Origin of the sequence: Bdellovibrio sp. HCB288 (assembly GCF_047305935.1) — a bacterium.
Classification (GTDB): Bacteria; Bdellovibrionota; Bdellovibrionia; order Bdellovibrionales; family Bdellovibrionaceae; genus Bdellovibrio.
Window position 1 is genome coordinate 2,211,340 of sequence record NZ_CP178619.1, and the last position, 22,361, is coordinate 2,233,700.

A 22,361-nucleotide genomic window follows, 5' to 3' on the forward strand; every position below is an offset into this window, starting at 1 on the left:
TTAAGCAAAACTATAATTTGTCAGTTTGTTGGTCGCTTTTGCGTCTTGGACCAGACTTTCAACCGTTGTAAATTCAAAGTCATTCAACAGCTTTAAAAACTTATCGCGATTCGAATTCAAACCCACGTAGTGTCTGAAACGTTTGATCGCCGGCAAAGCCACGCGCGGTTGTTTGGGATCGAACTCCCAAGGATGGAAATACATCACCACCGGACCGTTTTCCAAGTCCTGTTTCAGGGCTGATTTTGTCAAAGCATATGGCAGCATACGGAAGTAACCACCACCGCAGACTGGAATTTCAGTGCCGAAAAATTTTGATTTTTTCAAAGGAACTTCCGTCAGTCCGCTGACCGTGGTGATGGTCGTCGGGAAGTCACGCACGCCATAGTCAGGGTGAGACGTCACGAAAATGGAGCTGTCGTACTCAAGACCACAGTCACGAATAATTGGCAGCGCCCACGATGTCTTATGCATCACCGAAAAGCTAGGGGCACGGAAGCCTTTGATTTTCTGGCCGGAAACAGTTTCCAATGCCGAGATGGCTTTCTTAAGGTCCGCTTCAAAGGATTTTGGATCCAGCAAATCGATGGGAGTGTGTTGGTAGCTATGGCAACCGATCTCGTGTCCTTGGTCAGCAATCTTTTTAACCAATTCAGGTGCGCGGTCCGCCAGCCATCCCAGAATGTAGAAAGTGGCTTTGATGTTTTTTTCGGCCAACGCCTCAAGAATGAAGTCCATGCCGACATTCACGCGCATTTCCTGCTTGTCCCAGTCGGAATCAGACACGAAATCACGCATGTTTCTGACGGTAAACCAGTCCTCTACGTCAAAGCTTAGTGCAATGTGATGTTTTGACTTATTTTGATTATTTGTAAGTGTCGACATAGTTTTGCACCATTGTTTCCAGCGAATAGTGCTTTAGCACGATTTCGCGTGATTGTTTTTTTCGCTCAGTAAGAGATGTCTGATCGAGATGCATTTGTTTAAGTTTATTAAACAACGCGGTTTCGTCCTGCAGATCATAGAGTTCCAAAACCCCATGAGATGTTTCGCGATGGGGGGCGATATCACTGCACAGGCAGACTTTTTCAGTCGCCATGGCTTCCAGGACCGCAACCGGGTGACCTTCACGGAGGGAGGAGCTTAAGAAGATGTCCCCTTTTGCCAGGATTTCCGAAGCATCGTTTTTAAAGCCATGCATCGTTACGTTATTCTCAAGTCCGTGCTGCTTTACGAAGTTCTCCAGTTTTTCCCTTGGTTCCGGAGTTTTCGAGGTTCCGGCATGATCAAAGGTAAATGGAATTCCGGCTTCCTTTAACAGGCGGCAGGTGTTGAATATGTATTCCAGGTTTTTCTCATAGGAGATACGCGCAATACTGACCATGTGCAGGGACTTGCCAGCGGGATTTACTTCAGGTGTGGGAACAAACTTCCGGGTGTCGACGCCATTTGGAATGACCGTCAAAACCGAGCGTTTTACCAGAGGGCAGTTTTCGATAATGGAGTCTTTAACAAAGCCCGAAACGCCGATCATTTGATGGTAGAAGTAGCTCGCAAACTGAAAGAAGTAGCGATATTGAGGCTTGATGATGAAGTGGTGCATGGTGTGCTGGGTGTGAACCAGGCGCAGGCGAGGAAAGCGCATTTTCAGCAGGACCGCGTATTCCGTGGGACCGAAATCATGGGTGTGAATCACATCGATTTTATGCTCTTTAATGACCTTGGTCAGCTCACGAACCAGATTCCAGTCACGGCCGGCTGATTTTTTGTAAGTGAACACCGGAAAACCGGCATCCTGGATGGCCTTGCCAATGCCTGCCAAACTTTTAGTCTCATAGGTAAAAAAGTGAAGGCGGGTGCCATCGTTGGTGTGCAATGCAAGCTGCTCCAGAAGGCGTTCAATGCCTCCCAGGTATAGATGTTCCACCAAATGCAATACGTTCTTATTGTGGGTCATTGGTGGAATTTCTATCAAAATTTGGGAGCTTTTTAAAGTGAAACCCGGGAATTGTAGGAACTCCATGGAACAGGCTTTACTATGGAAGTTACGGCAGAATTCATTTAATTTCCTGTGAAACGCATGAAAAGAATTCTGTTCGTATCCAGCTTACAAATCTTTCCCCCAATGTCGGGTGGTCAGCTTCGCAGCGCGAATCTGTGCCGGGCTTTTGCTCGCATGGGTTATGACGTTGAAGTGTATTCGCTGACGGGCAGAAAAGAATCCTATTTAGCCAAGCAATCATCATTCACCCAACAGCCAGAGAAACATATACGCGAGACCGTGAACATGAATCCCATTCTGGGGGTCATACAATTTCTGTTTTATCGTCTGCAACTGCCGCCACTGTGGGTGACGTGGTTGTTAAAGTTGTTAGTGCCGGCACGGCTTCGTCAGTCCCTGAAGGAAGCAGATCTGGTGATTCTGGATTTCCCGTTTCTGTCGCCACTATTGAAACATGCGCAAACGCCTGTTTGGTTGAACACCCACAACGCTGAGTTTGAATTGTGGGGAAATCCCGTGGTTTCCGGTTTGGTTAAACGCATTGAAGTTCAAGCCCTGAAAAAAGCGGACCGCGTGATTTTTTGCTCTGAGCAGGATCGTCAGAAGTTTGTCGGCGTGGTCTCGGATCTTACACATAAGAGTTTCCTGGTTTCAAATGGTGTGGATGCCAGTCAGTTTGCGTGGACGTCAGAATTCCGCAACTGCTTCCGTCAAAGTCTTGGCGTGGCTGACAAGAAAGTTCTGCTCTTTACGGGATCTTCCTACCAGCCCAATCAGGAGGCGTTCCAGTTTCTTAAGGCCTTTGCCGAGGAAAACAAAAGCACACTGCTTGAGCTGGGTGTTTTGATTTTGGTGGTGGGTACGGTCAGCCAGGAGCAGCTTAATGAGCCGCATCTGAAAGTGGCCGGTCGCGTGGACGATATCATGCCTTATTTTGCGGCGAGTGATTTTGGTCTGAACCCGGTTATACTGGGCTCGGGTGTGAACGTGAAGATGATCGAGTTCATGGCGGCACGACTGCCTATTCTGTCCACGGAGTTTGGCTGCCGGGGACTTGACCTTGAAGATCGCAGGAATTGCTTTGTCTTTTCCCGCGACAATTTGCTGCAGACACTTAAACAGGTGTTGGCGGTTCCAGAAGATGAAATTAAAAACCTGTCCGCGAGTGCTCTTCAAAGTAATGAAAGCAAAGTGGATATGACGAAAGCTTTAGTAGGAACGGGATTATGACTCAGATTTTGAAAGCTCATAAGGTTCTTTTGCTGACCACACTTATTTTGATCGTGGTGGCATTGGGATATATTTTGGTTACTCCGAAAACTTTTGTGGCAAATAGCCGCGTGGCGATCTTCCGTATGAAGATCGAAAATCCGGACAATGGTTCCGATGAATCCCGCAATCGCTGGATTTGGATCCGCGATGGTCTGAATATCAATAGCGCCGCTGTTTCAGACGAGCAGATTAAAAAGTTTTTGGGTGAAAGTACAGTTGCGCAAAAGGCAACAGCGCATTTGAACACTGATTCTGCAAAAATCGGTTATCTAAAAGGCTTGGTGAAGGTGCAATTCACCGGAGCTGATGAGAACAACTATGTGATTGATGTCAAATCATCCAATCCAGAACTTGCGTTGGCGTTGAACCAAAACATTTTCGAGAATTTGAAGTTTCTGGCTGTGCAAAAAGACAACGTGGATTTTCAGGCCTTGGTCGACAAGATTTCCCAAGAAGCGGCTGCTTTTCCGGCTAATTCTTCCGAAAGAAGTTTCTATCAAAACAAGTTGATCAAATTGAAATTTGAACATGTGATTTCTCAATCTCAAAAAGAACGCGTCTTTCAGGTGATCTCTGAACCTGCGGTTTCCGACCGCGCGGTGTGGCCGAAGCCTGCGGCGATTTTGATTGCTGCCCTTCTTGCGGGTTTGGTTTTGGGATTCTTGCTTGAGTATTTGATTTTTGCTTTCAAGAGAGACTAATGCAATTACTGGCCGCCGTACTTTTTATGGGACTTGTCATCACGACACTCCATTTGGAGGTCCCGCTATTACTATCAATTCACATTGAGTTGATTCTGTTCCTGGCCGTGGTCGGGCAGACGGCGTACGCCCTTGTCATGAAGCCTTCGCAAAAACTTTCTTATTCTCATCCCATCGTGCTGCCATTGTTATTGGTTTCCCTTTACGCGCTGGCACCGATGCTGTCCTCTCTGGTTAACGACAACCTTTGGATTCTGCAGGACGGGGAGTATAAGAGTCTGGTTAAGATTCTGCTTCTGGCTCCGTGTTTGTACTATCTTTTGATCCAACCGAAGAATCGTGACTTGTTATTGAACTCGATTGTTTTCTTTTATTGCGTGTTGGGCGTCTACTTCATGTACCGCTATTTCATTCTGGGCGAGGCCCGTGAATTCGATGGACGTCCATTGTTGAGCATTCGTCACGGCGATCCGAATTTTCTGTGCACATTCTTTTCCATGATGGTGCCCTTGGCATTGCTGCAAGCATGGCGTGCAGTTACTGCAAATAAGAGGGCACAGGTGGCGCTGCACTTGTCGGCAGCGACGTTTATGGTGGTCTGTGCCTTTGTCACGCAGTCGCGTATGGGTATTCTGGCATTACTTATGGGGTTGGGCTTTTTGTTGACGCGAAAATTTTCCGACTCGCGCAAGGTCGCTGCGGTGAAAGTCGGTGCAGCCGTTTGCTTTGTGATGATGGTGGCGGCAATTGCTTTGGAAGGATCGCTGGCGCAGCGTTTTTCAGACATTAATGATAAATCCAGTGCTGACCGTCTTTTGACCTACGAAAATGGTTTCAAGGTTTTTGCTGACAATCCATTCTTTGGCTCTGGCATGCATAAAGCTCGGGACTATTTTTATGCAAACTCCCAGTATCCACATTTTCAGAGTGAGTTTAAACCTCTGGAGGTTCACAACACTTATCTGAGTGTGATTGCGGAGTTGGGCGTTATGGGATTTGTGGCTTTTGCGGCAATTCTGATCTGGTCCTGGCTTTCGGTTTGGAGATCGCAGAATCCAGATCGCTATTTTTTGCTGACTTCGTACTTCATCCTGGCCATGTCATCGTTGACGGTTGGAATTTCATATAAAGATTTGGTTCTTTTGCATTTGTTTGTTTTGGCGGCTCTGGCTTCGCCGAAAAAGGTTGGGACGTTATGATCTGGTTGCAGTTGGTATTTTGGATCGTCTTTGTTGCAATTTGCATGCACTATGTTCTATTTGGCGCAATTGTTTACCTGGTGTCTCGTGTATTCAGAAAGAAACATAAGATTTCCAATATAACGCCGTCGGTTTCATTCGTGATTGCGGCTTACAATGAAGAACGCGTCATTCGCGAAAAAATCCTGAGCGATCTGAAAACAAACTATCCCAAAGACAAAATCGAATTCATCGTTGTTTCAGATGGGTCTTCAGATCGCACGCCGGAAGTCGTCAGTGAGTTCTCTGCCCAGGGTGTGGTTTCGCTATTTCAACCACAACGGCAAGGCAAGACGGCAGCACTGAACAGAGCTGTGGCTACTGCAAAGAATGAAATCCTTGTATTCTCTGATGCGAATTCAATGTTTCGTCCCGATGCCATTGAAAAACTGGTGCGCCATTTTGCCGATGAATCCATTGGTGGGGTTTGCGGTCGTAAAAGCGTTCTGCAACACAAGGATCGTAAGGCGTCCATCGGTGACAATTTGTATTGGCACTATGAATCTGCGCTAAAGCAAGCTGAGTCCCACCTGGGCTCCATTCCGACAGCGGACGGAGAAATCTTTGCTCTTAGAAAAAGTCTGTTTAAAGAAGTTCCGCGTGAACTGATCAATGACGATCTGGTGATCACTTTCAATATTCTGGAGCAAGGCAAACGCGTCATCTATGATCAGGAAGCGATCACCGAAGAAGAAGCCTCCATCACGCTTAAAGATGATTTCAACGTGAAGTCGCGTATGGTTTACGGGGGCATTCAGGTCATTTCTCTTTATAAACAGCTTTTGAATCCTGTTGGCAGCTGGTTTGGTTTTCAGTTTTTCATTCATAAAACTTTGCGCTACTTTATGTGGGCTTTGTTGGCGTTGATTTTAATTTCCAATGCCCTGTTGGCAGGCGAAGGTATTTTCTATTCTGTGTTTCTGGCATTGCAAGTGGCATTCTATGTGATGGCTTTGATTGGCTGGCGTCTGGATAAAAAAGGGGCCAAGGCGGGGATCTTTTATCTGCAGTATTACTACTGTAACGTGAACCTCGCTGCATTCAAAGGATACTTGTTCTACCGCAAACAACGTTCAACCGTTGATATCTGGAAAAAGGCACAACGCTAATGACTTCTGATAAGCTTTTGCGCAACAGAGATTTAATTGTGTTTGGCGAGGACTTCGCCCGGCATCCCCATTCTCTTGAGCATCTGCTGCGTCCTCTATTTAAACAAAATCGCTTCATCTGGATTGAGACCATCGGATTGCGCTCTCCCAAGTTCAATCTTTATGATTTAAAACGAGTTGTCGGGAAGATTGCGGGCTGGTTGGGGCCCAAACAAGTGCAACCTCAGCGCGAGATTCCCGCTAATATCACGGTTGTTTCGCCTTTCATGATTCCTTTTAATCAGTTTGCCTTGATCCGTGCTTTCAATCGCTGGAGCGTTGCCAGAAGCGTGCGCAAATGTATTCAGGAACTGGGATTTCAAAATATCATCACGGTGACTTCGGTTCCAAATTCCAGTGACTATGTCGGGGATTTTAACGAAACGTTGAAGGTCTATATTTGTGTGGATGAGTTCTCCCTGTGGCCGGGCCTGGATTATGAGATGGTCCGTAAAATGGAAGAGAAGTTGCTGTCAAAATGTGACGTGGTGTTTGCCACTTCCCAAGCGCTGACAGAGTCCAAATCGAATGGTGCGAGCAAGACTGTGCTGCTAACCCATGGCGTGGAGTTCGATCATTTTAATATCGGTGGAAAGCAAAAGACAGAGAAGCTAAAGATTTGTTACTACGGTTTGTTTGATGAACGCAGTGATCAACAGCTGTTGATCGATCTTGCCAAAGCCTTGCCAGAAGCTTCGCTGGAAATTATCGGCAATGTTGTCTGCGATATCACGCGTTTAAAGGACGAAAAGAACATCCATTTCCTGGGACTGGTCAGCTATGCGGAGCTACCGAAGGCTATCAAGGACATGGATGTCTTTATTCTGCCTTATGTGCGCAACGAACTGACAGATAATTTGAATCCATTAAAACTTAAAGAGTATCTGAGTACGGGGCGACCCGTGATTGCCACGGCATTACCTGAAGTCGTAAAGCTTCAGGACTATCTATTTGTTGGCAAAGACGGTGCTGAATTCGCGGCAATCGTAAATGGATTAGAGGCGGCCTCGCTGCAGCCCAAAGGCTCGCAAGCGTTGCAGTATCTGCAAGCCAGCGAGACCTGGGAGGCCAAGGCGGAGCTCTTTACCAAGGTTCTTAGCGACCACGAGCTCCAACAACAACAGCGATAGTTTTTAGAATAATCATGATATCCAAAAAGATGCTGCTGTGTTTGATGTAATACAATTCAAACTGCAGCTTTTCTTTGGAATCTTCAATGCTTGCTCCGTAAGGGTAAAGTACCTGAGCCCATCCGGTTAAACCGGGACGCAGGGTGTGGCGCAAGTCATAGTATGGCAACTGAGCCTTTAGCATTTCATTAAATTCGGGACGCTCGGGGCGCGGACCCACAAAACTCATTTCGCCCTTCAAGACATTCCAAAGCTGTGGAAGCTCGTCCAAGCGGGTCAGACGGATGAAGCGGCCGATACGGGTCACGCGGTTGTCGTTTTTTGCAGCCCAGACGGCACCGTTTTTTTCCGCGTCCGTTCGCATGGATCGGAATTTGAAAATCGTAAATGTTTCGCCGTCCTTGCCGGTTCTAATTTGGCTGTAGATCGCTGGACCACGGGACTCGAGCTTTACCACCAAGGCCACCAGGGCGATGACCGGAGAAGCCAAAAGCAACAGCAATCCTGATATCGCAATGTCCATCAAACGCTTTAAGCGTAATTGAATGGGATGGGAAACTGAAGAGAACCCTTCAGAGTTTATAAACCAATGATAGTCCAGCAAATGTAGAGGCACCTTGCGCAAGTGTCGCTCATAAAAGTCAGCAATCGGAACTGCATTTGTACCAGCGCATTTTGCCTCAATAATAAGGGCGCTGATGTCAGGTCTCAGTATTTTTTCCCGGCTGGCAATAACCAAGGTGTTCCATTGAGACTGCAGAAGTTTATTAAGTTCTTGGGCATCGTGGTCAGGATTATAGAATTCAAGACGGCCTTCAAAATTCAAATCTGCAAAGTCCTTGTCAATGACTTCGCGGGCGTGATCATCCGCCAGGATCAACCATTTCAAGCGTCCTTTGACCGACTTAAAAAAGTTAGTCACAGCAAGGCGGTAGCTCATCGAGAACGCAAGAAACAGCACCAGGCTTCCCACTAAGGCGCCACGGCCAAAAAGTCCCACGCGATCGGTGGAAAAAACAAATGTGATGGCTGTGGCCGCCAGAGCAGTTAAGCCAAAGGCCATACCTTGGCGGACCAGGAGTTGTTTAAGACCGGAGATATGATCCAGATCGTAATTACCAAAGATATATTGAATGATCGGAACTAAGAACGCCAACAAGCTCAGTTCAAGCCACTGAAATTCAGAAGGGCTTTCACCTAAACGGACGGTGGTTGCCACGAAAACGGCGGTCACGAACAACAAAACATCCAACGCCAGGAAAGCGATTTTGTGTTTGGTCCTTAATAGTGGGGCAAAACTTTTCATAAAAGCAGGTCTCCCTCTTTCGGCCGTCATCTGTAAAAAAGTTCCTCAAAAAGAAGAACTCTTTCTCAGTATAATGATCGCCACGGCAATTCTGTAATTCCAGTATTTATACCAGCAAGAATGTAACCAACGGGAAACGTCTCAGAATGAGACAGAAATAGTGCGGGGCTTTCGAACTCATAAGTCATCGAAAGCCCCGTCGCCCAAACGTTCAATTTAGAATTCAAATCTATAGCCAGCAGGCTTGATTACGAACCAGTGGCACTTTTATCAAAAACACTGTAAATCAGTGATCCGCCTTTAAGGGCGTCGATAACCTGAGTGCGAACTTTCATCGAAAGAGCCGGGCAGCCCCATGAGCGACCTTGAACGACGCTGGCCTCCGACACATAGTTTGCCCCATGAATAACAATCGCACGGGCGCGGGCGTTGGAGTTTGTCGAAGATAATCCATCCAGACGCAAAGAGTATCCGTGACCGCCATAGTAAGTTTCAGCCGTGCGGAAGAAACCAAGTGAAGTCTTGTTGGAGCCTGAAGCATTGCTGAACGAGTCTGCGATTCCGTCGTGATTCGGGTCCGAGTTCTTACCATGTGCTACGTGTAACGGCCAAACTCCGCCAGAGTTCAGATCAACAATATAGAAACGCGCTTGTCTCGAACTTTGAGCGTAATTGATGATAGTGATGTAGTTCTGATTCGGGAAAGAAGATCTATTTTGTTCAAAGTAGATCAAAGCTTGAATCAAAGGCTGAGTCGGAACGATGTTTGTGGGATCCACATGATCGTACTTCCTCAGAATGGATTCCTGGTCATAGGCAGAGAGAGTGGTGGCAGGCGTCGCCATGGCGCGAACTGCAGGTGTTGCAGGGGTTGCAACTGTTTGCTCCTCTGCGGGATCGTCGGGAAGTGTTTGGGCATTGGCATTAGCACAAAGGCCCAGTGTAATAAAAGTAGCGGCAATTAACAGCGTGGCTCTGGAACGTACAGAAGAATTCATTTGCTTAACTAGCATCGAGATTTCCTCCTGTGCGGGATTTGCATGTGCGCTAACAAAGACTATCGAAGAAAATTACGATGCGGAAAATTTGATTACCAAAGGTGAAAAAATCAGACCAAGATCCTCAAAAAACCTGAACGAAGGGCATGTGTTTTTATGACCTGAGTCTGTGTAAATAGAAGGCTTTCTCGTAAGCTGAAGTTATGAAAAAAACTCTGACTGGTATGATGTTTCTGTTTCTTACGGCATGTTCCTCGTCCTCGAATCCCGTACTGGATGCGGTTATCGGAGGGATGTCGGTTACTCAGGTTGAAGGATATTTTGATCTTGATCAGAAGCAGGAGAAAGAATTCGAAAAGGAGATCAAAAAGGACTTACAGCGGATACAACAGCAGCAATTGCAGGAGTTTGCTCAGGCAATCCGGAAATTTGATGTACGTGTGCCAGTGGAAAAAACAGATTCAGAAATTCTAAGCGAAGTATTCGACAAACTTGAAGGTGAATACAAGAAGGCTTCCGGTGCGTTTCAGAATTCCGCGGTTCACTTGGTGGGAATGCTGCGCGAAGAGCAGTTCGTTCATTTTGAGAAACAGGTGCGAACAGAAATTCAAAAGGCCCGGGCCGAAGGGATCAATCCAAAAAACGACGAGCTATTGGCTCGCTATAAAAAGCAAATCAAGTATTGGGTGGGACCCACAACAGTTCACCAAAATCATTTGCTGCAGCAATTCGTCATCAAAGAGCCGTTTCCCTGGAAAGAGCGTTTGGATAATCGCGAAAAGATGCTCAATCAGTTTTTGTCCAACCGGCAGGATGCAAAAAAAATGCGTCAGTTCATAGCGCAGTTTATGACTGATTATGACTCCCTTCGCACTACGGAGTATGCCGAGGCCATGAATGGTTATGAAGACAGGTTTAAAGGTTTTTTGAATAAGTTTTGGACGACCTTGGACTATGGTCAGAAACAACAGCTGCGTGTCAGTCTCAATAAGCAGGCCCAGGAAGTGGAACGTTACGTAATGAACTCCCACGGAGTGAAATAGACTGGTCTCTTGGTTTACCGGGTTGCAAGGCCTCCCTGATTCCTTATAATAGGTCACGGAGGATTCATGAATTTCTTAATATTAGGAGCATTGCTGGCGATGCTGACCGCTTGTACGACACAACAGCCAGCTCCACCGCCATCCACGACTCCTCCGATGTCGACGCAAGTCGGGGAGGAAAGTTCCTCGATAGACGCTGTCGCAATTCAAAGAGCTCTGCACCTGGAAAGAAATGTTGAGCAGCTGGGTATTCAGGAAAAAAGTTTCAACACCTGTGAGATGGGTTATGGATACTCCAGAAATAAGAATTGCAAAACTGCTTACATGACGGTCCTGAATGTGCGCCTGTTATGCCGTGATTCTGAAGGAACAATTTCCACGGTGTTGACCGAAGCCGATGTCACTCCGATTGCTGCGCAAACCATTCGCTGGAGCTTAAAAAACGTGAGTGGGGAGTTCGTCACAGATGGCCTGGGTTATGGCCAAATCGTCGCTCTTTCCTATCGCCCTCAAAAACGCGAGCGAGTGCGCCTTGCCTTGGGAAATGAGTTTTTGTACATGCGGGCCCATGAAATAACGAAGGTTATTACACCCCGGCCATGGTGTTCCATGTGATGCGGTGTGTCGTTTTGCAAAAAATAGAGAATTTTAGATACTTTTTCGGTTTAGTGCTTCGGTTTTTGCGAAATATGGTTTAGCTATATTGAGAATAACAAGTCTCTCTTTGAGTTCGAGGCAATCAAGCCATCTCCTCACAGTGGGCTCCCAAATGCCATTTTAGGAGGTATTAAAATGGGTAAAAAAATCTACGTAGGAAATCTTTCTTACCAACTAGACGAACAATCTCTTGCAGACGCTTTTGCTGAATTCGGTAACGTTGAATCTGCACGTATCGTAACTGATCGTGAAACAGGTCGCAGCAAAGGTTTCGCATTCGTAGAAATGTCTACTGATGATGAAGCTGCTACAGCAATCGCTAAATTGAACGGTGCTGAGCTTGCTGGTCGCGCATTGAACGTTTCTGAAGCAAAACCAATGGCTCCTCGTGAGAACCGTGGTGGTGGCTTCGGTGGCGGCCGTGGCGGCGGCGGCGGCGGTCGTGGTGGTTTCGGCGGTGGTAACCGCGGTCCTCGCTAGTTAGACCCTGACTTAATTAAAGTCTTCAACCCTTGGTCGCAAGACCAAGGGTTTTTTTATGCCCAAAATCAGCGCCCTCGTTCTTGAGTTCATCAGGATATAGGCACAACCTGAAGTGGACGGGCCACCGCCCGCTAAGCGAGGTGTTTATGATGGATATTGAGCCGGAGATCCGCAAGGAACAAAGACGTATCCGTGAACAGCGGTTCTCGAAAGACGAGCCTCATGACGAAGTCGAAGGCATGACCGAGCGACCTCATAAGACCCATGAATTGGAATCCAGTCCGCTGAAAGTGTTTTCAAGTTTCGTCCTGATCTGTGTTGTAGCGGGAACTGTGGTGGGCGGAATCGCTCTGTACGTTTGGTTTAACTATGCGAACTGAAACGTGTCATTTGCAGCAACATAGAGTTGCACTTTCAAGAATCATATTCTCTTTGATGTGATCGAAGTCCATATTGCGCTTAAATCAGATGTGATGTCTGGTTTAAGGAGCTGATATGGACGATCTGGTAGCCGCGCGTTCGACGATGGCTTTTTCGTTGGGATTTCATATTATTTTCGCAGCCATTGGCATGGTCATGCCGTTCTTTATGGCCGTCGCACACTTTCTTTATTTGAAAAAGAATCGCCAGGAAGATCTTGAGCTCACAAAATTGTGGATGAAAGGTGTCGCCATACTTTTTGCCGTCGGCGCGGTCTCGGGAACTGTGTTGTCTTTTGAGTTGGGATTATTGTGGCCGGGATTCATGAAGCACGCCGGTCCTATTATTGGAATGCCTTTCTCCTGGGAAGGGAGTGCTTTCTTTTTAGAGGCCGTCGCCATTGGACTTTATCTTTATGGTTGGAAGCGAATGAATCGCTGGGTTCATTGGTGCGCAGGGCTTGTGGTGGGTATTTCCGGATTTGCCTCCGGGGTTTTTGTGGTCGCAGCCAATGCCTGGATGAATTCCCCGGCAGGATTTGAATGGGTCAACGGCGAGGCCATTAATATTGATCCGGTTGCGGCGATGTTCAATCGGGCATGGCTTCATCAAACGATGCACATGCAGGTGGCAGCAATTCAGGCGGTGGGCTTTGCGGTGGCAGGCTTGCATGCGTTGTTGTTATTAAAAAGACCGGGTTCAGTGTTGCATATCAGAGCTCTTAAAATTGCGATGGTATTTGCGGTGGTGTCTTCGTTGATTCAACCCTTGGTGGGTCACTATGCCGCTCAAAAAGTGGCAGAGTATCAACCTGCAAAACTTGCTGCCATGGAGGCACACTTTCATACCGAGCCGCGGGCTTCCTTGATCATAGGTGGCATTCCTGATGTTGAAACAGGTGAGGTTCATGGGGCGATAAAGATTCCCGGCATGCTAAGCTTTCTGGCGTTCAATGATATGAATGCCACGGTTAAAGGCTTGTATGATTTTCCCCGCGAAGAGTGGCCGCCAGTGCTGATCACCCACATTGCCTTTCAGGTGATGGTGGGGCTGGGGACGCTGATGATTTTAGTGGGCCTGCTTTATGTCTATCTTGTGCGAAAGAACCACCTGCCGACATGGTTTTTGAAAACTCTCTTTGTGATGACACCGGTTGGGTTTATTGCGATTGAAGCTGGATGGATTGTCACGGAGGTCGGGAGACAGCCGTGGATTGTCTATGGAATTATGAAAACCAAAGACGCTGTCACACCGATGCCGGGTATTCAATTTCACTTCTATCTTTTTCTGGTTTTGTATTTCTTCCTGGCATTCGTCACGGCTTGGCTGTTTCGTCGTCAGCTTCAGGTTGCTGAAAGAAACATGATTAAAGGAGAGCAGCGATGATTGAGATCATTCTTTTTTTTATCGCAGCATCTTTGCTGCTTTATGTGGTCTTGGGTGGGGCGGACTACGGTGCGGGAATTCTTGAGCTGGCGACACCACGTCACCTTCAGGAACGGCAACGTCAGTTGATCAACGAAGCCATGGGGCCGGTTTGGGAAGCCAACCATATGTGGTTGGTTATTATCGTCGTGATATTATTTGTCGGATTCCCCGGGGTGTTCACTCTGGTGATGATCCATTTACATATTCCCGTTGTGGCTTTGCTGGTGGGGATTGTGGCTCGCGGCACAGCCTTCACCTTTCGGCACTACGATGCCATTCATGATGCGAAATCTCAGAATGCCTATTCCTGGATTTTCAGTCTTTCCAGTTTGTGGACGACGTTCTGGCTGGGAGTCATCGCTGGCAGTCTGTGGCAGGGTGGCATTGATCCGACAGCCACCGGCTTTATGGAGGCGTATGTACATCCGTGGATTGGTTGGGTGCCGGTTGCAATGGGTGTTTTCATGGTCTGTATATTTTCATTTCTGGCGGCGATCTATTTGGTTGGCGAAACCCAGGATGTGGAACTAAAAGCCCACTATCGACGCCGTGGATTTATTTTCAACATGGCGGTCGTCTTAAGTGGCGGGCTGGTTTTTGTCGCGGCCTACCTGGAACAAAGCACTTTGCTTTTGCGCTTTTTAAGAAATCCGTTCTCAATTGCCTGCGTGGTTGTGGCGACGTTGTTTTTCATAATCCTCTGGAATCTTTTACGCTTTAATCGCTCTTTGTGGGTGCGCCTGGCTGCCGGAGCCCAGGTTTCTTTGATTCTGTTTGGTTGGTACTTTGCCAGTGCGCCAACAGCGGTACTGACTTTTCAAGGGGATGTTTCGTTTTTTGACTCGGCGGCACCGGAGCCCGCATTGCGACAGCTGACTTATGCACTTTGCGTAGGCAGTCTTTTGATCTTTCCCAGCCTCTTTTACCTTTTGAAAGTGTTTAAACTTTCAGGCAAGAGTTTGCAGCATGACGCCGCAAAGAATGATGGCATAAAGTAGAACGACGGTCTTCATTACATGCCTCCCTTTTTCTAGCCCCAGAGTACGCCGTTGGTTTTTGAAGACAAATAGAGTTATGATGTTTGATAACATGAAATCATACCGCGCAACATACATGAGAGGTGGCACCAGTCGTGCCTTGATATTCAATGAATCAGATCTTCCGGCTGATAAAAAAAGCTGGGATGAGATCTTTTTAAGAGCTTTGGGAAGCCCGGATCCCTATGGGCGACAGCTTAATGGAATGGGTGGTGGAATTTCATCATTAAGCAAAGTGGCTGTGGTACGAGCCTCTGGCAACCCTGCGGCGGACGTGGATTACACTTTTGCCCAAGTGTCAGTTACTGAAAGTAAAGTAGATTACAAAGGCAATTGCGGCAATATCAGCTCGGCCATCGGTCCTTTTGCTGTTTTGCAGGGATTGTGCAAAGTCACAGGCGGTGAGGCCCGTGTTCGAATTTTTAATACCAATACTCAAAAAATCATTCATTCGATTTTTCCTGTGAAAGATTCCCTTCCAGAGTTTTCGGGCGATTTGGAAATCCCGGGAGTGGCAGGCACAGGAGCTCCCATCCGGTTGGAATTCCAGGAGCCCGGCGGCGCTTCGACGGGAAGTCTGTTGCCGACCGGGAAAATTTGCGAGTCACTGCAAGTGGTCGGAGTGGGGGCGATCGAAGTCTCTATGGTCGATGCTGCCAATGCCTGCGTGATGGTGCGAGCGCGGGATTTGGGACTGGCCGGCACAGAGGCTCCTGCGGAGCTGGAGCATTCCGTGGAGTTGTTAAAGAAGCTGGATCTGATTCGCCGGCATGCTTCTGTTACCATGGGTATTTCAAAGAATTTAGAGGATGCCGCCAACTATATCGCAATTCCATACCTGGGGATTATCAGTCCGGCGACAGGACCCGACCGGGATTTTGAAATGCGTGTGATTGCCAGTGGGCAACCACATAAAGCACTGCCTTTGACGGTATCTTTATGTGCTGCGGTCACTGCCAAACTTCCGGGCAGTGTTATCCATGAGGCAGTCCAGGGGAGAGCATTGTCGGTGGTTCGCATTGGCATGCCCACCGGGGTCCTGCAGCTGAGTGCCGATGTTGAAAATGAGGGCGGAAACTGGATTGCCCGCAGTGGCAGTTTCTATCGAACGGCACGTTTGCTTTTTGTTGGAGAAGTTTTTGTCTGAATTCCCTGACTATGGAGTCCAGTTGTCTCATTTTTAGATTCGTCCAGTCCCAATATTCGTGGTCCAATTTTTAATGTTAATATCAAACTGGGCCACGGAGATACCCCAAAAAATCCGATAAGGTAGTATGCGCAAACTTATAATTATCTCATTAGCATTCATCTCTGCATGTGCTTCCAAGCCACGTCAGCCGGCTTCCGAGCCACTTGTTCTGACGCCCCCACCTGCAGGTGCCTTAACGTTGGATCAGGCTCTTTCTCAAGGGCAGGAGGCAACGGTTGAATACTTGCAGTCGCAAGTAAAGGCAGAGCCTTACAAGAATCTTCATTCAAAAGATCCTGCAGTGGATTTACCGACTTCGCTTCGTGCCGAGCGCAGCAAAGCCGATAATTCAGACAAAAAGCATCAGTCCGTATTTTTGCGCAAGTTCCGTGGTTGGAGTGCTCCGAAAAGACTTGGTCATGGCGAACAGCTTGTAGCAGATTTCAATTGCGACAAGGCTTTGGAAAGCCAGGCTATGGGTTACATGCTGGAACTGGATTTTCCAGAGCAAGGTGCCCGTGATGTTTCCAAACAGCTTCATGAAAAAGTATTGGGCTGCGATAACATTTCGAAAATTGAAAGTGTTTTTCGTTTGTCCGTATTCGCGATTCAGCAAAACGAATGCCCTCGTGCCATGGAATATCTGGATAAGTATCCAGCACCGGCAGAGCGCGGTATGCGTGATCGCCAGGCTTACCTGAAAAGTTTCTGTTCAGCAGCCGTGAAAATTGAAAATGCCAACCCATTGGGTGGTTATGGAATTTTGTTGGGTTCTTACCAGGCGAATCCTGCGGCGCAATGGTACCTGGGCGTCAGCAGCGGTGATGAAGAGTGGGATCGCCTGTTGGCTTCCTTGCTAAAGCTAACTGCGGAAGAGCGTGCTTCCACAGTGCAATACATCGCCGGCAAAATGAATCTTGAGAAATTCAGAAGCTTGCCTTTGCCGTTTCAAACCTCAGTGCTGGTGCTGATGAGTGCCAATGGTGCTGACCTTTCAGTATTCCAGGCTTTGCACAAGTATCTTTCTGATCATCCGGAAGCCATTTCCGAACCGGTGGCAAATTTGTTATTTCCGATTCGCTACTGGAAAGAAATCGTTGAAAACAGCAAAAGCGCAGATCCGATTCTGGTGAAAGCCCTGATTCGCCAGGAAAGTGCCTTTAACAGAACTGCACGCAGCCGTGCTCGTGCTTCCGGTCTGATGCAGTTGATTTATCCAACAGCCAAGCACTTCGGCGTTAAGAAGCCATTGCAGCTATTGATTCCGGAAACCAATATCCATGCAGGCTCGGAGTTTTTGGCGCAATTGATTTCTGAGTTTGGTTCTGTGGAGCTTGCTCTGGCTGCATACAATGCTGGCCCAGGCATGGTTCGTCAGTGGCAAAAACGTTATCCCACTGAGAACATCGACTTGTTTGTCGAGATGATCCCTTATACTGAAACTCGCGAGTATGTTCGGTTGGTGAAAAGAAACTATAAGATCTACCAATCGATCCTTGTGAAACCTCAAGTGCTCGGTTCAAATCCTTAAATAAATTCCAATTACTGACAATTTTTCTTAACCGCTGGATTCATAACCCAGCGGTTTTGTCTTTTTATGATCTGCCAAGATTACAAACTGAACGAAACAATTGTGAATATATCATATAAATTTACTCATGTTTATAGTGATATAAAGCACAGCGAGCAATTGATTGGGAATGGCGACTGAACTCAGAATAAATTCTCAATTCAGTCTGGCTTCATTGCACGAATGTACTAAACATTTTTTACTACGGATGTATAGAAGTCAATGTGAGCATCCGAATAGTAAGTATCACATTAATAGGAGAGGCCCATGTCAATTGCACGTCGTTTCGATGAAGCCGTTCCCGAAGTAGACGATATCAACGTACTTCAGGACGAAATCAAAGCATTGCACCGAGTTCAAGCAGTCATAGAATTCAATCTTGACGGCACGGTTCGAACGGCTAATGAAAATTTTCTGAATGCAGTGGGGTATTCTCTAGGGGACATCCAAAGCAAGCATCATTCAATGTTCTGCGATCCTGCTTATGCAGCAAGCCTGGAATATCGAAATTTCTGGCAGACCCTGGCAAAGGGTGAATTTGTTGCCGGTGAGTTTAAGCGCCTCAATAAAAACGGCGGCGAAATCTGGATTAATGCCTCCTACAATCCGGTTTTTGATAAAGACGGCAATCCATATAAAGTGATTAAGTTCGCAACTGACATCACGGCCTTGAAACTTCGCACGGCGGAGTATGAAAGCAAAGTGAATGCAATCGGCCGTGTGCAGGCTGTGATTGAGTTCAATCTTGATGGGACAATCCTCAGTGCCAATGAAAACTTCCTGGCAACCACTGGTTACGGCTTGAGCGAAATTCAAGGCAAACATCATAAGATGTTCTGTGACCCGGCTTATGTCTCTTCCTTTGAATACAAAGAGTTCTGGGAAAAGCTTGCTAAGGGTGAGTTCGTTGCCGGTGAATTTAAACGCTTTGGCAAAGGCGGTGGAGAGGTATGGATTAATGCCTCTTACAATCCAATTTTCAATGCGGATGGCAAGCCCTTTAAGGTGGTTAAGTTCGCAACGGATATCACCAAGGCGAAAATGACTTCGGCAGAAAACGAAGGCAAGATCTCGGCCATTTCCAAAGCTCAGGCTGTTATTGAATTCAATTTGGATGGCACTATTATTACTGCCAATGAAAATTTCCTGGCGACAGTGGGCTACAGCCTTGGAGAAATCAAAGAAAAGCATCATAGAATGTTCTGCGATATGGACTACACGCGCAGCTCTGATTATTCAGCATTCTGGCAGAAGTTGAATCGTGGGGAATTCGATTCCGGTCGCTATCAGCGTGTTGGCGCAGGTGGCAGAAAGATCTGGATCCAGGCCACTTACAATCCAATTATGGATGCCAGTGGAAAACCGTATAAAGTCGTGAAATTTGCCTCTGATATCACGGCGCAAGTGGAGATGGAGCAATCCATTAAGCTTAAGGCGGAAGAAGATCAACAAAAGGTGGATCAATTATTGGCAGTTGTGAATCGCGCAGCGGCGGGTGATTTGAGTACGGCTATTTCTGTGAGCGGCACAGATGCCTTGGGCCAGCTTGCCAGCGGTATTGCCACCATGATGCGCGACTTGCGTATCGTGATCGGTAAAGTGGTAGATTCAGCAGGTAATTTTGGCGAAAGTTCAAAATCGATTGCAAGCCAATCCAACAATGTGGCTTCGGGAGCTCACTCCCTGGGGGCGACTGTTGAGGAAATGAATGCTTCCATTGAAGAATTCACAGCTTCTATTGCGTCGATTGCTGATAACACCAAGAAAGCAAATGAACTTGCAAAAGTAACGCAGTCCGAAGCAGAAGTCGGCAGCCAATCCATCGCCAAGTCCATCGAAGCAATGGAATTGATCAACAAGTCATCAGAAGACATCAGTGAGATTATTAAAGTTATCAGTGAAATCGCCAGCCAAACCAATTTATTGGCCTTCAATGCGGCGATCGAAGCAGCTCGTGCTGGTGAGCACGGTCTTGGGTTCTCGGTGGTAGCAGATGAAGTTCGTAAACTTGCAGAGCGTTCTTCTCAGGCGACCAAAGAAATCTCCAAACTGATTAACGAGTCAGTGAAACGGGTTGAGCAGGGTAGTGCGATTTCGAAGCAGGCCGGTGAAGCTTTCAGCAAAATCGTCACAGGAATCGAAAAAACGACTCAATCCATTGCCGAAGTTAATTTGGCAGCGGAAGAGCAATCCGAGTCGGCAAAAGGGATCAGCACGGCTGTTCAGTATATAGCGGACGAGGCGACGAAATCAGCACAGGCATCAGAGAACATTGCCACAGCAACTAAATCTCTGGTGACGGGTGCTGAGGACCTGAACAACACTGTTTCAAGATTTGTGGTTTAATTTATGTCAGAGGCAGAGAGACTGATCAGCGGTCCGACCTTGCGTCGGCTGCTCAGTCTGGTCAAAAAGCATACGGGCATTTATATGGAAGAGCGCAAGCGCGAGCTTCTGCTGGGGCGAATTCGTCCCCGTATGAAGGAGCTGTGCCTGCCATCTGCCGAGGCATACATTGATTACCTGGAAAATCATAAGGACGAAATCCAGAAGTTTGTGAATTCAGTCACTACCAATGAAACGATATTTTTCAGAACTCCGGCGATCTGGGATTTTTTTGGAGGGGATTTTTTAAAGTCCTGGTTTCAAAAGAATGCCGGTGAAACTTTGCGAATCTGGTCTGCAGCGGCCTCTACCGGCGAGGAATCGGCGAGTATTGGTATCATGTGCGAGGAGTTCAAGAGATTGAATCCCAGATTTCATTACCGCATATATGCCTCTGATATTGATACCGACGTCCTCGAAGGAGCACGTAGAGGTGTCTATAAGGAGCGAAGCATGGAGGACCTGCGTAAGCGGTCTCCGGACATTTTTAACCGTTACTTCAAGGGGCGGGATTCCGCGGATTTGCAACTGCATCCGTCGGTTATGGCGAATATTGAATTCTTTCAGCATAATCTTCACTCCCGCGGAACTCGGACCGCATTTTTTGATGTGGTGTTCCTGCGGAACGTTTTGATTTATTTTAACGAGCCGGATCAGGAGCTGGTGCTTAAGAACATGCACGCAAGCCTAAAGCCACAGGGTGTTTTGATTATTGGCGAAGCGGAATCTTTGGCGCGCTTAAATACATCCTTCGAATACACCAAACCACTAATTTACAAGAGAGCGGTCTAATGGGTGCGACAGTAGGTAAGGCAGTCGGTAATTTGCAGATGTTTGCCTCTTTTAAACTGGGGGACTCCGAGCTGGCGATTTCCGTGGCTTTGTTGCAGGAAGTTGTCAACGTGCCGGAAGCCATCAGCCCGGTGCCACTTGCACCTGCTTACTTGAAAGGAATATTCAATCTTCGCGGAACCGTGATTCCGGTGGTTGATATGGGCGTACTTTTGGGTTTGCCGCGCGATGAGAAAGCACCTGGTAAAATTGCCGTGGTTATCACTGAAGGAGTGCGGATTGGACTCTTTTTTGATTCCACCTCTGAAATTTTAAATGTGCCGGTCGCAGATGTCTGTGCCTTTAATGATGCGCCCGAAGGCGTGCGTGCTGTCGTGCGCTCTGCTTTGAAATTAAACAATGGCTCCCGCCTGGTTGAAGTGATTGATCCGGCATCGCTTTTAAAAATTGAAAATATCGCAAGTCTATTAAGTTCCACAGAACAAAAAGACGAGACACTTAAGAAGAAGCTAACTCGTCGTCAGTGTATTACATTTCATTCTGGTGACCGCGAGTTTGGTCTGAATATTTCAGCCATTCGTGAAATCATACGGGTGCCCGAGATCAAAAGAAGTTCGGTGCAGGTCGAGTACAGTCTTGGTGTTGTCAGCCTGCGTGGAGTGGTGATTCCAGTGTTGGACTTCGGCAAAATTCTGCAGGTTCAGCCTTCCTCTGAAGTGGATGTGGAAGCCAAGCGCATTGTTATCATGAAAATAGAAGCCCTTTATGTGGGCTTCATGGTGGATGCCGTGGATAGCATCAAGACATACTTCGAGGAAAATCTCCTGCCAATCCCTATGTTTGATCAAAAGAAAATGTCCATGATGCGTGGGGTTCTGCCGGTCGCTGAGGATCGCAACGTTTTGTTATTGGCAGAAGATCATATTCTGTCTGATGAGGAAGTTGATGAGTTCACACGAGGCCATAGTTTGCTGTACTCCAAGGAAAATGCAAAGGCCCTTGAAAAGGAAGCAGCTGGTGAACGCCACGCTTACATCTCCTTTAAGCTGGAATACATGCTTTCGACACGTCTAAGCTCAGTCCATGAGATTGCGAATTTGACGGAGGATATGGTGAAGCCGCCAGGATTCCCGGATTACGTGGTGGGTGTTCAGCATATGCGGGGTGAGGTTGTCACTCTGGTGGATCTGCGCATGTACTACGGGATGAAGGTGACCGGGGACTATAGCAACTCACGCATTCTGATCGTTAAGGGTGCCCAGGGTAAGATTGGGCTACTGGTGGACTCAGTGGAGTCTATTGACACCGTTGATGAATCCAAAAAAATCAAAATCCCAAGTTTATTCGCCAAAGATGCCCTGACGGCTTTGCGCGGAGACATACAGGATGTCGTTGAAATGCCAGATCCCACAGGGAAGAAAAAGATCTTTATGGTATTGGATATGCCAGAGGTCCTTCGCAAACTGTTGAATCCCCACGGAAGCGCCGCCTAATTCAGTCTTTTAACACATTTCAGTTCGTAATTCGTTTTAACCAGATCAGCTCGCTATCCTAGGCATAAA

General features: G+C 47.2%; 20 protein-coding genes. 16 read left to right on the plus strand and 4 right to left on the minus strand.

Annotated features, from left to right (window positions below):
• Both ACLVWR_RS10830 and ACLVWR_RS10835 read right to left on the minus strand, forming a co-directional pair.
• Positions 1 to 885, minus strand: a complete 885-nt coding sequence (locus ACLVWR_RS10830; RefSeq protein ID WP_413580669.1) for an XrtA system polysaccharide deacetylase — start codon at positions 883 to 885, stop codon at positions 1 to 3.
• A complete protein-coding gene (locus tag ACLVWR_RS10835; protein WP_413580670.1) occupies positions 866 to 2,023 on the minus strand; it encodes a glycosyltransferase family 4 protein in 1,158 nt (385 codons plus the stop codon). The genes ACLVWR_RS10830 and ACLVWR_RS10835 overlap by 20 nt, the downstream gene beginning before the upstream one ends.
• 57 nt (positions 2,024 to 2,080) lie before the next feature.
• Here ACLVWR_RS10835 and ACLVWR_RS10840 point away from each other — a divergent pair, with 57 nt between their 5' ends.
• The 5 genes from ACLVWR_RS10840 to ACLVWR_RS10860 are packed head-to-tail and all read left to right on the plus strand — an operon-like array spanning position 2,081 to position 7,491.
• Positions 2,081 to 3,232, plus strand: a complete 1,152-nt coding sequence (locus tag ACLVWR_RS10840) for a glycosyltransferase family 4 protein (protein ID WP_413580671.1) — start codon at positions 2,081 to 2,083, stop codon at positions 3,230 to 3,232.
• Positions 3,229 to 3,975 carry a hypothetical protein gene (locus ACLVWR_RS10845; RefSeq protein WP_413580672.1) on the plus strand — a complete coding sequence of 249 codons (747 nt, stop codon included), beginning with the start codon at positions 3,229 to 3,231 and terminating at the stop codon, positions 3,973 to 3,975. Before ACLVWR_RS10840 ends, ACLVWR_RS10845 begins: the two co-directional genes overlap by 4 nt.
• Entirely contained in the window at positions 3,975 to 5,174 is a 1,200-nt protein-coding gene (locus tag ACLVWR_RS10850) for an O-antigen ligase family protein (protein WP_413580673.1), read from the plus strand. The genes ACLVWR_RS10845 and ACLVWR_RS10850 overlap by 1 nt, the downstream gene beginning before the upstream one ends.
• Positions 5,171 to 6,322: a glycosyltransferase family 2 protein gene (locus ACLVWR_RS10855; protein WP_413580674.1), complete on the plus strand. Its 1,152-nt coding sequence runs from the start codon at positions 5,171 to 5,173 to the stop codon at positions 6,320 to 6,322. The genes ACLVWR_RS10850 and ACLVWR_RS10855 overlap by 4 nt, the downstream gene beginning before the upstream one ends.
• On the plus strand, positions 6,322 to 7,491 hold the full coding sequence (locus ACLVWR_RS10860) for a glycosyltransferase (protein WP_413580675.1): 1,170 nt from the start codon (positions 6,322 to 6,324) through the stop codon (positions 7,489 to 7,491). The genes ACLVWR_RS10855 and ACLVWR_RS10860 overlap by 1 nt, the downstream gene beginning before the upstream one ends.
• Here the strand turns inward: ACLVWR_RS10860 and ACLVWR_RS10865 are convergent.
• Together ACLVWR_RS10865 and ACLVWR_RS10870 are read right to left on the minus strand one after the other, a co-directional pair.
• On the minus strand, positions 7,457 to 8,797 hold the full coding sequence (locus tag ACLVWR_RS10865; RefSeq protein ID WP_413580676.1) for an exopolysaccharide biosynthesis polyprenyl glycosylphosphotransferase: 1,341 nt from the start codon (positions 8,795 to 8,797) through the stop codon (positions 7,457 to 7,459). The genes ACLVWR_RS10860 and ACLVWR_RS10865 overlap by 35 nt on opposite strands.
• A 248-nt stretch (positions 8,798 to 9,045) precedes the next feature.
• On the minus strand, positions 9,046 to 9,810 hold the full coding sequence (locus tag ACLVWR_RS10870; RefSeq protein ID WP_413580677.1) for a murein L,D-transpeptidase catalytic domain family protein: 765 nt from the start codon (positions 9,808 to 9,810) through the stop codon (positions 9,046 to 9,048).
• Positions 9,811 to 9,998: 188 nt separating this feature from the next.
• On the opposite strand from ACLVWR_RS10870, the gene ACLVWR_RS10875 reads away from it, so the two are divergent.
• The 11 genes from ACLVWR_RS10875 to ACLVWR_RS10925 all read left to right on the plus strand — a co-directional run bounded on the left by ACLVWR_RS10875 (position 9,999) and on the right by ACLVWR_RS10925 (position 22,292).
• Entirely contained in the window at positions 9,999 to 10,838 is an 840-nt protein-coding gene (locus tag ACLVWR_RS10875; protein ID WP_413580678.1) for a DUF6279 family lipoprotein, read from the plus strand.
• Between the two features lie 66 nt (positions 10,839 to 10,904).
• Positions 10,905 to 11,453, plus strand: a complete 549-nt coding sequence (locus ACLVWR_RS10880) for a hypothetical protein (RefSeq protein ID WP_413580679.1) — start codon at positions 10,905 to 10,907, stop codon at positions 11,451 to 11,453.
• Positions 11,454 to 11,630: 177 nt separating this feature from the next.
• The gene (locus ACLVWR_RS10885; protein WP_340599182.1) at positions 11,631 to 11,975 is read left to right on the plus strand and encodes an RNA-binding protein; all 345 of its coding nucleotides are present in this window, start codon (positions 11,631 to 11,633) and stop codon (positions 11,973 to 11,975) included.
• Positions 11,976 to 12,124: 149 nt separating this feature from the next.
• Entirely contained in the window at positions 12,125 to 12,358 is a 234-nt protein-coding gene (locus ACLVWR_RS10890) for a hypothetical protein (protein WP_413580680.1), read from the plus strand.
• A 115-nt stretch (positions 12,359 to 12,473) separates the two neighbouring features.
• Complete coding sequence (locus ACLVWR_RS10895) at positions 12,474 to 13,784, plus strand: cytochrome ubiquinol oxidase subunit I (RefSeq protein WP_413580681.1); 1,311 nt, start codon at positions 12,474 to 12,476, stop codon at positions 13,782 to 13,784.
• Positions 13,781 to 14,824 carry a cytochrome d ubiquinol oxidase subunit II gene (locus ACLVWR_RS10900; protein WP_413580682.1) on the plus strand — a complete coding sequence of 348 codons (1,044 nt, stop codon included), beginning with the start codon at positions 13,781 to 13,783 and terminating at the stop codon, positions 14,822 to 14,824. The genes ACLVWR_RS10895 and ACLVWR_RS10900 overlap by 4 nt, the downstream gene beginning before the upstream one ends.
• Positions 14,825 to 14,915: 91 nt before the next feature.
• A complete protein-coding gene (locus tag ACLVWR_RS10905) occupies positions 14,916 to 16,010 on the plus strand; it encodes a PrpF domain-containing protein (protein ID WP_413580683.1) in 1,095 nt (364 codons plus the stop codon).
• Between the two features lie 127 nt (positions 16,011 to 16,137).
• A complete protein-coding gene (locus ACLVWR_RS10910; RefSeq protein WP_413580684.1) occupies positions 16,138 to 17,583 on the plus strand; it encodes a lytic transglycosylase domain-containing protein in 1,446 nt (481 codons plus the stop codon).
• A gap of 306 nt (positions 17,584 to 17,889) precedes the next feature.
• On the plus strand, positions 17,890 to 19,968 hold the full coding sequence (locus ACLVWR_RS10915) for a methyl-accepting chemotaxis protein (RefSeq protein WP_413580685.1): 2,079 nt from the start codon (positions 17,890 to 17,892) through the stop codon (positions 19,966 to 19,968).
• Between the two features lie 3 nt (positions 19,969 to 19,971).
• Positions 19,972 to 20,799 (plus strand): CheR family methyltransferase, encoded by an 828-nt coding sequence (locus ACLVWR_RS10920; protein WP_413580686.1) that lies wholly within the window; start codon positions 19,972 to 19,974, stop codon positions 20,797 to 20,799.
• Positions 20,799 to 22,292 (plus strand): chemotaxis protein CheW, encoded by a 1,494-nt coding sequence (locus tag ACLVWR_RS10925; protein WP_413580687.1) that lies wholly within the window; start codon positions 20,799 to 20,801, stop codon positions 22,290 to 22,292. Before ACLVWR_RS10920 ends, ACLVWR_RS10925 begins: the two co-directional genes overlap by 1 nt.
• Positions 22,293 to 22,361: the final 69 nt, after the last annotated feature.